A 14070-nucleotide genomic window follows, 5' to 3' on the forward strand; every position below is an offset into this window, starting at 1 on the left:
AAAATCCCTTAGCAATGTGCTAAGATATAATCGTAAAATAAAATTAAATAAAAATTCATCTTCGGGGTTTGGTGTAATTCCATACCGGCGGTAATAGCCCGCGACCCAATGTGATTAATTTCATATTGGCTGACTTAGTGTAAATCTAAGGCCGACAGTAAAAGTCTGGATGGGAGAAGATGGAGGAATAATCTAGCACGCGCTAGGTTTATTTAGCTATTGCTTTTCCTCCTATTCTAACGAGATGAATGGGAGGAGTTATTATGTCTAACGATAACAAAACTAAGCGCTTACTAACGGTAAGTATGCTAATCGCAATTAGCTTTATTTTGATGTTTTTAAAATTTCCTTTACCATTTTTACCACCATATTTAACTATGGATTTTAGTGATGTTCCCGTTTTAGTGGCGACATTCACATTCGGTCCGGTTTCAGGAATTTTAGTTGCACTATTCAAAAATATTTTTAACTTTTTAATTGTATCTCATGAACCAATTGGAAATACAGCAAACTTTTTAGCTTCTGTATGTTTAATACTTCCAACTTACTATTTTTATAAGATGAAAAAGTCTAAATTATTCATGATGTACGGTTTGGCAATAGGTGTTATATTGATGACGATATTAATGAGCGTATTGAACTACTTCGTATTATTGCCACTATATGGCCAAATAATGAACCTTGCAGATTTAGCACACAATTTAAAAGCAATCGTATCAGCAGGTATTATACCTTTTAATATCATCAAAGGTGTCATCATAGCAATCATCTATATATTGATATTTGATAAATTGAAAACAATAACAAGATAGAAAACAAATAAGAAAAGCTGAGACAGAAATTAATGTCTCAGCTTTTTTACTAGTAGGAGATTTCTGTCCCATAGCATACGGTTCTAATGTGTAAGAAATTTGAGGGAAGCTTAGACGCTTCTTATTGGATTAACCCTAATTCAAAAACATAAATAAAAGTTCCTAACCCGTCAACGAAAACAGGTTAGGAACTTTATTTTGAGTAAGGATTTATTATCCTAAGTTCATTTATTTTTGAGAAAGACATTTAAGTCTTATACTCTTATATATATTATTCGAATTTAAGCGCATCTCCATCAAACGGTTCGTCTGCTATTTTAATTGAATCTGTAGGACAACCTTCGAAAGCGTCTTCCATATCTTCGAGTAATTCTTCTGGGACAGCTTCGATTCCTTTATTGTCGTCTAATATTACGTAGGCGATACCCTCATCATCATAATCGTATATATCAGGGGCAGCTGCACCACATGCACCGCAAGCAATACATGTATCCATATCTACTATAGTGTATTTAGCCAAAATTTTCGCCTCCTTTAAAAAACATGCTACACTTATTATACATAACTATTTTAGTGATTACATGTATATTTTTCAACATTTTTATATTAAATGAGGTGACTTAATTGCAAGAGATAATAATGAAAACACTCTCTATGAAACACGAACTCAAAACTAATAAAAGTATTTATAATATTCTTATCGGTAAAAAGTCTCATCAAACATATTTTGATGCTACAATCGAACATCTTAAACTCTATTATGGTTGTTTACCAAATTTAAAATATCATCACTTTGAATCGATTATAGAAAATGAATCATACTCACAATATAAGCCAATTAAAGCCAACACTTTTTATGAACAAGCTTATCAAACAATTCAAACGATTTTATTGGTTATACAAATGGTTAGTCATAAAAAGCATGACCATTCCTTCTATCAACCAATTATCAATGATAAATCTATTCAATTCAAGGCAAAAGAATTATACACATTTATTAAAAAAGATAAATTCGATTTATTTATAAATGAAATTTACGAATTATTAGAAGAAATAGAAAATGAATTTAATACCGTATACGTACATTATTTATTGACAGGATTTGGTGAAACGCCCTACACAATAGAACAAATATCACTTCTTGAACATATTCCTGTACTAGAGTTAAAGTCACAATTAATACAAGAATTTCAATATATTCAAAAGTGTTTAGAAAATAGCGAGAAATATCCGATTTTATCGAAAATTAAATTTGAAGCTAGTTTAAATTATCAAACTTTAACAACTTTTCAATTATTAAATCAGACAACGAATATTGAAAGATTAGCAGAATTAAAAAACGTGAAGACTCATACAATACATGATCACATTATTGAAATGTATATTAAAGGTTATTTAATCGATAAATCTCTATACATAGATGACGAAACTTACGTCAATTTTATAGAAGTATTTGAAGAAAAGCCTAACCAAAATTTAAAATATTATTATGAGAAACTTGAAAATTTAAGTTACTTTGAAATTAAATTAATGTACGTTATTTATGCAATGGAGGAAATCTATGTTAAAAGATGAACTGAAAAAATATTTTGGTTATGATGATTTTAGAAATGGTCAAGAAGAAACGATACAATATATTTTAGATGGACATGATGTATTAAGCATACTTTCTACAGGAGCAGGGAAAAGTTTATGCTATCAATTGCCTGCTTATATTACTGGAGGTAGTGTTCTTGTCATTTCACCCCTTATTTCTTTGATGGATGATCAAGTTGCTCAAATGAAAATAAATGGCGAAAAAAAGGTTATCGCCATTCATTCAGCACTTTCTAAAGAAGAAAAAGACGAAGTATTTCGCAATTTAAACAAATATCAATTTATTTTCTGTAGTCCTGAATTTATATGTGAAAATCATAATTTTAATCATTTTAGAAATTTATCTTTGAAATATATTGTAATAGACGAAGCGCATTGCTTAAGTGAATGGGGATTCGATTTTAGACCTCACTATGCATTAATCTCAAAAGTTACAAATTATTTCAATGATGCTCAAGTAATTGCATTAACGGCTACATTAACAGATAAGATGTTTAACGACATTGAAAAAATCACAAATAGAAAGTTCAAGTTACACAAAGAAAGTTTAAATCGTGAAAATATAATGTATCATCATTTTAATTTTTCGAGCGAAGACGATAAAGAGAATTGGTTGTTAAAAGAAATTAAAAAAACCGGTCCTACAATTATTTATGTTTCTTCAAAGAAAAAATGTCATGAGCTTGCTGAAAAAATTTATAAAGCAGGTTATCTAACAGGGATATATCATGGGGATTTGGATTATCAAGAAAGAACCACTGTACAATCACAATTTATTCATAATGATATTAAAATTATTGTCGCTACCAGCGCTTTTGGAATGGGGATTAACAAGCAAGATGTAAGAACGGTAATCCATTATCATTTATCAACTTCTCCTTCAAAATATGTACAAGAAGTGGGGAGAGCTGGACGAGATGGTAGACCATCTCAAGCAATCAGTTTATATACAGATAGAGATTTAATGATATTGAACCATTTAGCAAATGAAAATAGTTTAGATATTGATGTGCTTAATTTGTTTGAAGAAGGGTATCAAATAAATGAGGAACTTTCTAGAAATATTCAGTTCCTTTTAGAGTTATATCCTATGGAACAATTAAAGCAAAAAATATTAAAAGAACAAGAACAAAAATTTAATGCTTATCGTTACATATTAAATTATATAAGGCTAGAATCATGCCGAAGAATATATTTATTAAAGTATTTTGATGAATATGTGAAACAAGATAATCTTTGTTGTGACAATTGTAAGAATGTTGAATTGCTAAATGAACCAAACAAAAAAGAAGTAAAACAGAAGACCACATTCAAAGAAAGATTAAATGCAATATTTTAATAGGATTGCTTTACTTGGTAAGTTGAACAGGGATATAATAAAGTATACTAAATATTAAGTATATAAATTTAAAAAGATAATGAAGAGGTGAGTTTATTGTCTAAAGATAATTTCAAAGACGAATTCGAGAAAAGTCGTCAACCGATAGAGCGAACTGAAGACAAAGCAGATCAAGAACTAAATGATTCTCAAGAAGATGTTAAAGAGAATCAAAATAATCAAGATAATCAATCTAGTCGGAAAGAAAGCAGAAAACAAAATAGACAGCAAAAGAAAGACAAACAACAGTATCCTCCAAGAGGCGCGTTAAGAAGACAACGAAGAAAAGAAGAAGCGCAAAAACAAGCTTCACAACCTAAAGAAACAGATAAAAGCACTGATCAAGTTGAACAAAAGCAAGATAAGAATCATAAAAGTGCAGCAGCAGGCGCTGCTGGAGTTGCAGGAGCAACGGGCGCTGTAAATGCAAACAAAAATTCTAAAAAATCTTTAACAGATAAACCTGAAAAAGATACAGACGATAAAAATCAAAAAGGCAAACAAAACAAAAAAGGTAAAGTTGCAGGAACAGCAGCGGCTGGCGCAGCTACATCTTCTCAATCTGGAAATGCTTCTCCAAAGGATAAAGACGAAACATCTAAAGATACAAATAAAGAAGATAAAGGTTCTAATAAGAAAAAAGCAGCTGGAGCGGCTGCTGTAGGTGCCGGAGCAGCAGGCGCGGCAGGTTTAGCAGCTAATTCTAAAAATAATAGTGCTGCTGAAACAGATTCTAAGAAAGATAATAAAGATCATTCTAATAAGAAGAAAGGTGCAGCAGCTGGTGCCGCAGGAGCGACAGGCGCAGCCGGAGCTGCCGGAGCTGGAGCATCTGGTGGTGGAGGAACACCTCCAAGTGGCGGAAGCGGAAACGGTGGTAATGGCAATGGTGATGGTTCAAACAAGTTTAAAAAAGCCATTATACCAATCGTTGCAGCAATATTGATACTTGGTGCTTTAGCAATATTCTTAGGCACATATTTAAACGGAACAAATAATGATAATGGTAAAGAATTAGCAGAAAAGACATCTCAGACAAATAGCGATGCTAAGAAAAAAGCTGACGAGCAAGCTGAAAAAGATAGAAAAAATAAAGAAGAAGACGATAAATCTAATAAATCATCAGATGAAGATAAACAATCAAGCGATGATAGTGATAAATCATCTAATAGTTCAAATGATGATAGCAATTCGAATAATGATAATAGTGACAGTAATGAAAATGCTAGTGATGATGCTTCTAATAACAACCAAGCTTCACAACCAGAGCAAAATAGCGATCAAAACGTAAATCAATACGGTCAAAATTCAGATTCAAGCAATGATGATGTTCAAAATGCAGCTGATGATGCAGCGAACAATCAGAATGGGCAAAATGGTCAAAACGCCCAAAATAACCAAAACAATCAGTCTAATCAAAGTCAAGGCCAAGAATCTCATACTGTAACTGGTAAAGAGAACTTGTACCGAATTGCTATACAATATTATGGTGACGGTTCAGCTGAAAACGTTGAAAAAATTAGACAAGCAAATGGTATTTCTGGAAACAGTATTTCTCAAGGTCAAGATTTAGTAATACCATAGACATCAATTAAAGGGGATGGAATTATGTATTTATCAAATATTATGATACCTAAAGAAAAATGTTACATCGCACATCCAAAAGATACGATTCATTCAGCATTAGATAAGTTAGAACATCATGGTATCGACGGTTTACCAGTTGTTGAACATGGCAAGTATATCGGGATGATTACACGTTACAGTATTTTTAGACATTACTTTTTTAAAAAGGAAAATGTATCAAGAGATAATTTCATTGATGATACAATAATTGAAGATATACTGACGATTGACTTGCATTCACTTAATGAAAACTTAGTCGTTGAAGAAGCATTGTTGAACTTGCAAGATTTTCCGATTATTGCTGTAGTTAACGATGATAAAGACTTCCTTGGAATTGTGACAAGATATGATGTAATGGAACAATTTAAGTCAGCATTCGGTATGAAGCAAAAAGGGGTAAGAATTGCGATTACTTCAGTGGATGCTGAAGGTAGAATTAAGCGACTATCTAATATTATTGCAAAATATAAATTAAACACTATTTCATTTGTAACATTTGATGAAACAGACAAAATGTATCGTCGTATGATTATTAAAGTTGAAAAGACAGATAACATTAAAAAATTCATTAAGTATTTATCTAGAAACGGATTCAAAGTTCTAGACGTAACTGAAGACTAAGAAAAATAGAGCCCAGGACAATTATTTATGTCTTGGGCTCATTTTATTTTATTTATAGCTCTTTATTGATATAATTATCAAGGTATATTATAAGGAGTGAAATAAATGCAAGAATTTGAAAGCCTAATAATTGGTGGTGGACCATGTGGCTTAAGTGCAGCCATTGAACAAAAACGTCAAGGTATAAACGCTGTAGTAATTGAAAAAGGGAACGTTGTAGATGCTATATATCATTACCCTACGCATCAGACATTCTTTTCATCAAGTGAAAAACTTGGTATCGGTGATGTACCTTTTATCGTTGAAGACTTAAAACCTAAAAGAAACCAAGCACTTGTTTATTACAGAGAAGTGGTTAAACATCATCAATTAGATGTAAGAACATTCGAAGAAGTATTAACTGTAAAAAAAGTTGATAATCGATTTTTAGTATCAACAACTAAACAAACTTATAAAGTTAGATTTTTAACTGTAGCAACAGGATATTATGGTCAGCATAATGAATTAGATGTAGAAGGCCAAGAGTTAGATAAAGTTATGCATTACTTTAAAGAAGCACATCCGTACTTTAATCAAGACGTTGTAATCGTAGGCGGCAAAAACTCTGCAGTAGATGCTGCTATCGAGTTAGAAAAAGCGGGTGCAAATGTAACAGTAATTTATCGTGGATCTGAATACTCTAAAAGTATAAAACCTTGGATTTTACCTAACTTTGAATCATTGGTAAATCACGAAAAGATTACAATGCATTTTAACAGTGAAGTTGAGCACATTGACGAAGAGACTTTAACGTATAATCAAGATGGTAAATCATATACAATTAAGAACGATTTTGTATTTGCAATGATTGGTTACCACCCAGATTATAAGTTCTTAGAATCATGTGGTATTGATACAATAACTAATGAATATGGCACAGCGCCTTCATACAATAAAGATACCATGGAATCAAATGTTGAAAATCTATTTATAGCTGGTGTAATAGCAGCTGGTAATGATGCCAACACAATCTTTATTGAAAATGGTAAATATCATGGTGGTACAATCGCACAAGAAATAGCTAGAAAAAAGCAAACACCACTGGAATCATAAAACAAAATCCTTTTTGTGAGTAATACACTCATAAAAAGGATTTTTATTTTACGCGAAATATGTTTTCAATTGTTCTTTATTTAAATGATTACTTAAACCGACTAACAATTTTAATCGTGCTTTTTGACCATTTAAGCCGTTTGAGAAAATTAAGCCCATATTTTGAAGTTGAGAACCTCCGCCTTCATATGCATATATACCATCTACTATTCCATTAAAGGAACGAGATACGACTACTACTGGTATATGCGCATCCATTAACTTATGTAAGCCATCTAGAGCAGTTGGGGGTAAATTACCTTGTCCGAGCGCTTCAACAACTAAACCATTGTATTGATGTTCTACAAAGAAATTAAATATATCACTAGATATGTCCATATGTGCTTTGATTAAGCCGATTTTGGTATTTGGTTTAATTTCAGGGAATTTCTTATAAGGAAAAGGTTGATGATGAAATATAACATGTGTCTTAGTTACACTACCGATTGGTCCATAGTTAGGACTTTGGAAAGTACTCGTATTTGACGTATGCGTTTTTGTAACATTTTTAGCTGTATGAATTTCGTCATTAAAGACGACCATGACACCTTTATTACGCGCTTCGTCTTCTGAAGCTACTTTTAATGCTGAAACATAATTATATAATCCGTCAGAACCAATTTCATTTGAAGATCTCATCGCACCAGTTAAAATAATTGGTAATGATGTATCTATTGTTAAATCTAGCAAATATGCTGTTTCTTCCAAAGTATCTGTACCGTGCGTAATAACAAAAGCATCATATGCATCTTTTTCTATAGCATCAGTAATAATATTTTTTAAAATAATGATATAATCATTGTTCATATGTGGAGAAGGAACTTGGAAAGGATTAATCTCTTCTATGTCTCCAAGTGATTGTATAAAAGCTTGATGCCTATGCATTGGATGCTCTTCGTTTGTTTCGACTTTACCTGTATCTTTATCTTCTGACATGCTAATTGTTCCACCAGTATGAATTACTAAAATTCGCTTCATATCTTTCCTCCTGTTCATAAGTTTATAATTTATGATAAAATATATAAGATTAAAGAACAAGAGAGGTTAAGGAAATGAGTAAAATAAATATAGCTATAGATGGACCAGCAGCTGCTGGAAAAAGCACCATTGCTAAATTAGTAGCACAGCATTTCAATATGATTTATATAGATACTGGTGCTATGTATAGAGCAATTACGCTTTATTATATCGAACAAGAGACAGAAGATTTTAGCCAGCTTGTTCAAAACATCGATTTAAGAATTGTTTTACAAAATGGTCAGCGTGTCATTTTAAACGATGTTGATGTATCAGAAAGAATTAGAGAGAATGATGTTACAGAAAAAGTTTCTCATGTAGCTTCACAAGAACCTGTTAGAACATTTTTAGTAGAGGAACAACAAAAGTTAGCTCAAGAAAAAAATGTTGTGATGGACGGTAGAGATGTAGGAACAACAGTATTACCGGATGCAGAGTTAAAAGTATACATGATAGCATCTGTAGAAGAACGTGCCTTAAGAAGATTAAAAGATAATGAACTAAGAGGCATTGAATCAGATTTAGAAAGTTTAAAAATTGACATTGAGAGAAGAGATCAATTTGATATGAATCGTGAAATCTCACCGCTTGTGAAAGCAGAAGATGCAATAAGTATTGATACAACAGGTTTATCCATTGACGAAGTGACAAATGAAATTGTAAATTTGGCAAAAGTCAAAATGGTGTAAATAGTACGAATTTCTTGACAATTTAGCTTCTTTATAAGAAGTTAATATTAAGATATTTATTTTAAGGAGGCAATTTTGATGACGGAAGAATTCAACGAATCCATGATAAATGAAGTGCAAGAAGGTGACAAAGTAAAAGGTACGGTGCAACAAATTGAAGACAAACATGTAGTTGTACACATTGATGGTGGTAAATTTGATGGCATCATTCCAATAAGCCAACTGTCAACTCAACACATCGAAACAGCTAATGAAGTCGTCAATATTGGTGATGAAATCGAAGCTTTCGTAACTAAAATTGAACAAAACGAAGAAAGCGGTCATTATATATTATCTAAGCGTAAACTAGATGAAAATTTATCATATGACAAACTTCAAAAAATCCAAGAAAATGATGAAACAATTGAGGCTGAAGTAACAGAAGTAGTTAAAGGTGGACTAGTAGTAGATGCTGGTATAAGAGGTTTCATACCTGCTTCTTTAATTTCTGTTCATTATATCGAAGACTTCTCTGACTATTTAGGAAAAGTCTTAACATTAAAAGTAGAAGAACTTGATCAAACTAATAACAGAGTGATTCTAAGCCACAAGAAAGTGGAACAAGAATCATTAGACGTTAAGAAAGAAGCGTTATTAGACAATCTTTCTCAAGGAGACATTCTAGAAGGAAGAGTTGCTAGAATTGCTAACTTCGGTGCGTTTATTGACTTAGGTGGAGTAGATGGATTAGTGCACGTTTCTGAATTATCACATAATCATGTTAAAACGCCTGATGAAGTCGTTCAAGTTGGAGATAATGTAAAAGTTAAAGTAAGAGCTGTTGATCGTGAAGCGGAAAGAATCTCGCTTTCAATTAAAGATACTTTACCAAGTCCATTCGAACAAATCGAATCAGAATTTAATGTAGGCGATATTGTACCAGGTAAAGTTGTGCGTTTAGCTCAATTTGGTGCTTTTGTTGAAATTGCTGCTGGATTACAAGGTTTAGTTCACATATCTCAAATTAGCCACGAACACATTGGCAATCCTGAGGAAGTATTAGAAAAAGGTCAAAACGTTCAAGTGAAAATCTTAGGTATAGATAAAGACGAAGAAAGAATTTCATTATCTATTAAAGATACAATCGAACAAGAAACTGACTATGATGAATCATATTTAAATCAATCAGATTCAGATGAAGATAACCCTACTTTAGGTGATGTTTTCGGAGACAAGTTAAAGAATTTCAAACTATAAAATTATAGGATATGACATGAGACTGCTATTAGAGGAAGTAGACCTTTATTAGCAGTCGTTTTTATTTTTTACAACATTACATGATATGATAAATTATTAAATTAAAGCTCTTTTTATATTTCATAGGCTAAATAGCGATGATATGTTAAAATAAAAAGGATTATGAATGAGAGGAAGACGGTTTATGACAAAACCCATTATAGCGATTGTAGGGAAACCTAACGTAGGGAAATCTACAATTTTTAATAGAATTATTGGTGAAAGAGTATCAATAGTTGAAGATACGCCAGGTATCACAAGAGATAGAATTTATTCTAGTGGTGAATGGTTAACACATGACTTTAACTTAATAGATACTGGTGGAATAGATTTAGGTGATGAACCTTTCCAAAAACAAATAACTGCACAGGCAGAAGTAGCAATTGATGAAGCGGATGTCATCATCTTTATGGTAAATGGTAGAGAAGGTGTCACTCAAGCTGATGAAATGGTTGCTAAAATTTTGTATAAGTCTAATAAACCAGTTGTATTAGCAGTGAACAAGATTGATAACCCTGAGATGAGAAGTGAAATATATGACTTCTATTCATTAGGATTTGGTGAACCTTTCCCGATATCAGGCTCCCATGGATTAGGTTTAGGTGATTTGTTGGATGAAGCGGCTAAACACTTCCCAACTGAACAAGACCCTGAATATGATGATGAAACAATTAAATTGTCTTTAATTGGTCGTCCTAATGTTGGCAAATCAAGTTTAATCAATGCGATTCTTGGTGAAGAACGTGTTATCGTTTCGCCAATCGCTGGTACAACTAGAGATGCTATCGATACTGTATACAATTATGAAGATCAAGAATATGTATTAATTGATACAGCAGGAATGAGGAAAAAAGGTAAAGTATATGAAAGCACTGAAAAATATTCAGTATTAAGAGCATTAAAAGCAATAGAAAGATCTAATGTAGTACTCGTTGTAATTGATGCTGAAGAAGGCATAATCGAACAAGATAAAAAAGTAGCTGGTTATGCACATGAAGCTGGTAAAGCAATTGTAATAGTAGTTAATAAATGGGATACAGTAGAAAAAGATTCAAATACTATGAAGAAATTCGAAAAGAAAGTTAGAGATAACTTCCAATTCTTAGATTATGCACCAATAGCTTTCGTATCAGCTTTAGAGAAATCTAGACTAAGAACATTATTCCCATTCATACAAATGGCTGATGAAAATCATCGTAAACGTGTACAAAGTTCGACACTTAATGAGGTTATTACAGACGCTGTTGCAATGAATCCTACACCAACTGATAATGGTAGAAGATTGAATATATTCTATGCGACACAAGTTGCTATACAACCTCCAACATTCGTTATTTTTGTTAACGATGTTGAATTAATGCATTTCTCTTATAAACGATTTTTAGAGAATCGAATTAGAGATGCTTTTGGATATGAGGGAACACCTATCCACTTAATTTCAAGAAAAAGAAACTAAAGAAAAAGGATGGATAACTATGTCAAATATTACTGTATTTGGTACTGGAAGTTGGGGAACTGCTTTAGCTAACGTTTTAGCAGATAATAATCACAACGTACTAATGTGGGGCAAAACTGAAAAAACTGTAAACGAAATAAATAAAGAACACAGCAATCATAAATATTTAAAAGATATATCAATTAATGAATCCATTAAATCTACGATGGACTTAAAGGATGCTGTACATCATTCATCAATTTATATAATCGCTGTACCTACAAAAGCGATACGAGAAGTTTCTACAAATATTAACGATATTGCATATGGAAAGAAAATCTTTATTCATGTATCTAAAGGAATTGAACCTGATACATTCAAGAGAATATCTGAGATGATATATGAATCAATAGACAGCAAAATTAACGGCGGTATCGCTGTACTATCTGGACCAAGTCACGCAGAAGAAGTTGCAATTAAACATCCTACTACAGTATCTGTATCTTCTGAAAATCAAGAAGTAGCGAGACTAGCTCAAGATCTATTTATGACTGATTATTTCCGAGTTTATACAAACAACGATTTAGTTGGAATTGAAATTGGTGGGGCTTTAAAAAATATAATCGCACTGGCTTCAGGTATAACTGATGGAATAGGCTACGGCGATAATGCAAAAGCTGCACTTATAACAAGAGGATTAGCAGAAATCACGCGATTAGGCGTTAAAATGGGCGCAGATCCTATGACCTTCTTAGGATTAGGCGGTATCGGTGATTTAATCGTTACATGTACTTCTGTACATTCTAGAAACTGGAAATGTGGAAATATGCTGGGTCAAGGAGCAACTTTAGATGAAGCTTTAGAAGAAATGAACATGGTAGTAGAAGGTGTTCGTACAACTAAAGCTGCTTATCATCTTGCTCAAAAGTATGACGTTGAAATGCCAATTACATCAAGTCTATATAAAGTATTATTCGAAGATTATCCTGTACCAGATGGGGTTAGAGATTTGATGGAACGAGATAAGAAGTCTGAGAATATTTAAGCAAGTGGGGTAGTGAAATGTTTGATATTTCAAGAATGGATTTAATGTGGGTATCTTTTTATTCAATTGGATTTATGATATTAGCAATAGTACTTGTATATTTATCAAGGTTTAAATTTAGTAATAGAATCATAAGTGGTATTACGATGTTTCTAGCGGTAATATCACTTATATTGGCAGGCGTCTTAATGATTGTCGTTTTAGGTGGGTCAAGCCATGGATAAACAAAAGCGTATTTACATATTATTATTTACTTGTGTGTTGTTGTTATCAGCATGTGCTTTTCCTGATAAAGAAAAGGCAGAAAATCAAGTTCCTGCTAAAGATCAATTAAGCATCGTCCAAACGGCTGTAGATGAATATCAAAAAGCCAATGATGGTTTATTACCTATCAAAGAAAGAGATGATAGCTACTCGATTTACCTACAACATCCAGTTGACTTCAATAAATTAAAACCTAAATTTATATCTCAATTACCAGGTAATTCTTTTGAGAATGGTGGTATTTATCAATACGTCATTATGGATGTAGATAAAGATCCTACTGTTTATTTAATCGATTTAAGAACTTCCGAAGTATTAAAAGATATTAGAATACGCATAGATGCTAGCGGTGAACCACTTCAGTTAGGTGATAAAGTAGCACCAAATGTTTATGAAATTGATTATAAGAAGTATGGTTTTAAAAAGAAACCAACTGTACCAAGCCCATATAGCAATGAAAGATTACCAGTATATATGAATGGCGGAAATGATTTTATTATTGATTATAGGCTCGATTTATCTAAAGAAATTAAAAAACGAAAAGACCTTCCAAAACCAGGAACGGACATCAGAAAATTATTGTATGAAGATTCGCCAGTACTACCAGCTTATTCGCCCGAATTTACAATAAATAGTGATAAAGAACCCGTTTTTAAATCAAAAGTGAAAAATTATTAATAAAATTCGAAAAATAGTGCATTTATAGCTTGTAAATCGTTGCAGTGACACAGGTTGTTGTGTTAAAGTCTTATCATAATGGTATTATACATATCATTAGATAACCTTTTGGGAGGTGAATTTGAAATGAACAAAACAGAATTAATCAATTCAGTAAGTGAGAAAGCTAATTTAACTAAAAAAGAAGCTGGTCTTGCTGTAGATGCAGTGTTCGAATCAATTCAAAAATCTTTATCAGATGGTGAGAAAGTACAATTAATTGGTTTCGGTAACTTTGAAGTACGCGAAAGAGCTGCTCGTAAAGGACGTAACCCTCAGACTGGTAAAGAAATTGATATCCCTGCAAGCAAAGTTCCAGCTTTTAAAGCAGGTAAAGCATTAAAAGATGCAGTTAAATAATGAATTGTATCTAAGCCCTTTTTAAGGGCTTTTTTTATTTGTCTTATTTCTTTTATTTCTTTAAATATATGCATTTTCATTTCAATAAAGTTAGTGTTAAGATA

15 protein-coding genes and 1 riboswitch are annotated in these 14070 nt (G+C 32.2%); of the genes, 13 read left to right on the plus strand and 2 right to left on the minus strand.

Annotated features, from left to right (window positions below; translation table 11 throughout):
* Positions 1–53 precede the first annotated feature (53 nt).
* A riboswitch (FMN riboswitch) is annotated at positions 54–185 on the plus strand.
* 78 nt (positions 186–263) lie between these two features.
* A complete protein-coding gene (locus LQ615_RS10645; RefSeq protein WP_016999148.1) occupies positions 264–812 on the plus strand; it encodes an ECF transporter S component in 549 nt (182 codons plus the stop codon).
* A 271-nt stretch (positions 813–1083) separates the two neighbouring features.
* Here the strand turns inward: LQ615_RS10645 and LQ615_RS10650 are convergent, their stop codons facing one another.
* Positions 1084–1332, minus strand: a complete 249-nt coding sequence (locus tag LQ615_RS10650; RefSeq protein WP_016999149.1) for a ferredoxin — start codon at positions 1330–1332, stop codon at positions 1084–1086.
* Between the two features lie 104 nt (positions 1333–1436).
* On the opposite strand from LQ615_RS10650, the gene LQ615_RS10655 reads away from it, so the two are divergent.
* The 5 genes from LQ615_RS10655 to LQ615_RS10675 all read left to right on the plus strand — a co-directional run bounded on the left by LQ615_RS10655 (position 1437) and on the right by LQ615_RS10675 (position 7125).
* Complete coding sequence (locus LQ615_RS10655; RefSeq protein WP_239705438.1) at positions 1437–2387, plus strand: helix-turn-helix domain-containing protein; 951 nt, start codon at positions 1437–1439, stop codon at positions 2385–2387.
* Entirely contained in the window at positions 2374–3747 is a 1374-nt protein-coding gene (locus LQ615_RS10660; protein WP_218705914.1) for a RecQ family ATP-dependent DNA helicase, read from the plus strand. Before LQ615_RS10655 ends, LQ615_RS10660 begins: the two co-directional genes overlap by 14 nt.
* A 96-nt stretch (positions 3748–3843) precedes the next feature.
* Complete coding sequence (locus tag LQ615_RS10665) at positions 3844–5370, plus strand: LysM peptidoglycan-binding domain-containing protein (protein WP_239703850.1); 1527 nt, start codon at positions 3844–3846, stop codon at positions 5368–5370.
* A 24-nt stretch (positions 5371–5394) separates the two neighbouring features.
* Positions 5395–6033 carry a CBS domain-containing protein gene (locus LQ615_RS10670; RefSeq protein ID WP_016999995.1) on the plus strand — a complete coding sequence of 213 codons (639 nt, stop codon included), beginning with the start codon at positions 5395–5397 and terminating at the stop codon, positions 6031–6033.
* A gap of 105 nt (positions 6034–6138) precedes the next feature.
* The gene (locus LQ615_RS10675) at positions 6139–7125 is read left to right on the plus strand and encodes a YpdA family putative bacillithiol disulfide reductase (RefSeq protein WP_016999994.1); all 987 of its coding nucleotides are present in this window, start codon (positions 6139–6141) and stop codon (positions 7123–7125) included.
* Positions 7126–7173: 48 nt separating this feature from the next.
* On the opposite strand, the gene LQ615_RS10680 is transcribed toward LQ615_RS10675, so the two are convergent.
* Positions 7174–8142, minus strand: a complete 969-nt coding sequence (locus LQ615_RS10680; RefSeq protein WP_239703849.1) for an asparaginase — start codon at positions 8140–8142, stop codon at positions 7174–7176.
* A gap of 74 nt (positions 8143–8216) precedes the next feature.
* On the opposite strand from LQ615_RS10680, the gene cmk reads away from it, so the two are divergent.
* The 7 genes from cmk to LQ615_RS10715 all read left to right on the plus strand — a co-directional run bounded on the left by cmk (position 8217) and on the right by LQ615_RS10715 (position 13966).
* A complete protein-coding gene (gene cmk / locus LQ615_RS10685) occupies positions 8217–8870 on the plus strand; it encodes a (d)CMP kinase (RefSeq protein WP_016999992.1) in 654 nt (217 codons plus the stop codon).
* A 78-nt stretch (positions 8871–8948) separates the two neighbouring features.
* On the plus strand, positions 8949–10106 hold the full coding sequence (gene rpsA / locus LQ615_RS10690; protein ID WP_016999991.1) for a 30S ribosomal protein S1: 1158 nt from the start codon (positions 8949–8951) through the stop codon (positions 10104–10106).
* A 184-nt stretch (positions 10107–10290) separates the two neighbouring features.
* A complete protein-coding gene (gene der / locus LQ615_RS10695; protein WP_016999990.1) occupies positions 10291–11601 on the plus strand; it encodes a ribosome biogenesis GTPase Der in 1311 nt (436 codons plus the stop codon).
* A gap of 19 nt (positions 11602–11620) precedes the next feature.
* Positions 11621–12625, plus strand: coding sequence for an NAD(P)H-dependent glycerol-3-phosphate dehydrogenase (locus LQ615_RS10700; RefSeq protein WP_016999989.1), 1005 nt, complete (start codon positions 11621–11623; stop codon positions 12623–12625).
* Positions 12626–12642: 17 nt separating this feature from the next.
* Complete coding sequence (locus LQ615_RS10705) at positions 12643–12849, plus strand: DUF2768 domain-containing protein (protein ID WP_016999988.1); 207 nt, start codon at positions 12643–12645, stop codon at positions 12847–12849.
* Entirely contained in the window at positions 12842–13567 is a 726-nt protein-coding gene (locus LQ615_RS10710; RefSeq protein ID WP_016999987.1) for a hypothetical protein, read from the plus strand. The genes LQ615_RS10705 and LQ615_RS10710 overlap by 8 nt, the downstream gene beginning before the upstream one ends.
* A 126-nt stretch (positions 13568–13693) precedes the next feature.
* Positions 13694–13966: an HU family DNA-binding protein gene (locus LQ615_RS10715; RefSeq protein ID WP_016912122.1), complete on the plus strand. Its 273-nt coding sequence runs from the start codon at positions 13694–13696 to the stop codon at positions 13964–13966.
* Positions 13967–14070: the final 104 nt, after the last annotated feature.

It is taken from the genome of Mammaliicoccus sp. C-M13, from assembly GCF_022386845.1.
Classification (GTDB): domain Bacteria; phylum Bacillota; class Bacilli; order Staphylococcales; family Staphylococcaceae; genus Mammaliicoccus; species Mammaliicoccus lentus.

What these genes read in the sequence shown, in the direction of transcription:
- LQ615_RS10710 (WP_016999987.1), top strand. Translation starts at nt 12,842, where the DNA reads ATGGATAAACAAAAGCGTATTTACATATTATTATTTACTTGTGTGTTG.
- LQ615_RS10675 (WP_016999994.1), top strand. Translation starts at nt 6,139, where the DNA reads ATGCAAGAATTTGAAAGCCTAATAATTGGTGGTGGACCATGTGGCTTA.
- der (WP_016999990.1), top strand. Translation starts at nt 10,291, where the DNA reads ATGACAAAACCCATTATAGCGATTGTAGGGAAACCTAACGTAGGGAAA.
- cmk (WP_016999992.1), top strand. Translation starts at nt 8,217, where the DNA reads ATGAGTAAAATAAATATAGCTATAGATGGACCAGCAGCTGCTGGAAAA.
- LQ615_RS10700 (WP_016999989.1), top strand. Translation starts at nt 11,621, where the DNA reads ATGTCAAATATTACTGTATTTGGTACTGGAAGTTGGGGAACTGCTTTA.
- LQ615_RS10645 (WP_016999148.1), top strand. Translation starts at nt 264, where the DNA reads ATGTCTAACGATAACAAAACTAAGCGCTTACTAACGGTAAGTATGCTA.
- LQ615_RS10670 (WP_016999995.1), top strand. Translation starts at nt 5,395, where the DNA reads ATGTATTTATCAAATATTATGATACCTAAAGAAAAATGTTACATCGCA.
- LQ615_RS10715 (WP_016912122.1), top strand. Translation starts at nt 13,694, where the DNA reads ATGAACAAAACAGAATTAATCAATTCAGTAAGTGAGAAAGCTAATTTA.
- LQ615_RS10680 (WP_239703849.1), bottom strand. Translation starts at nt 8,142, where the DNA reads ATGAAGCGAATTTTAGTAATTCATACTGGTGGAACAATTAGCATGTCA.
- rpsA (WP_016999991.1), top strand. Translation starts at nt 8,949, where the DNA reads ATGACGGAAGAATTCAACGAATCCATGATAAATGAAGTGCAAGAAGGT.
- LQ615_RS10705 (WP_016999988.1), top strand. Translation starts at nt 12,643, where the DNA reads ATGTTTGATATTTCAAGAATGGATTTAATGTGGGTATCTTTTTATTCA.
- LQ615_RS10660 (WP_218705914.1), top strand. Translation starts at nt 2,374, where the DNA reads ATGTTAAAAGATGAACTGAAAAAATATTTTGGTTATGATGATTTTAGA.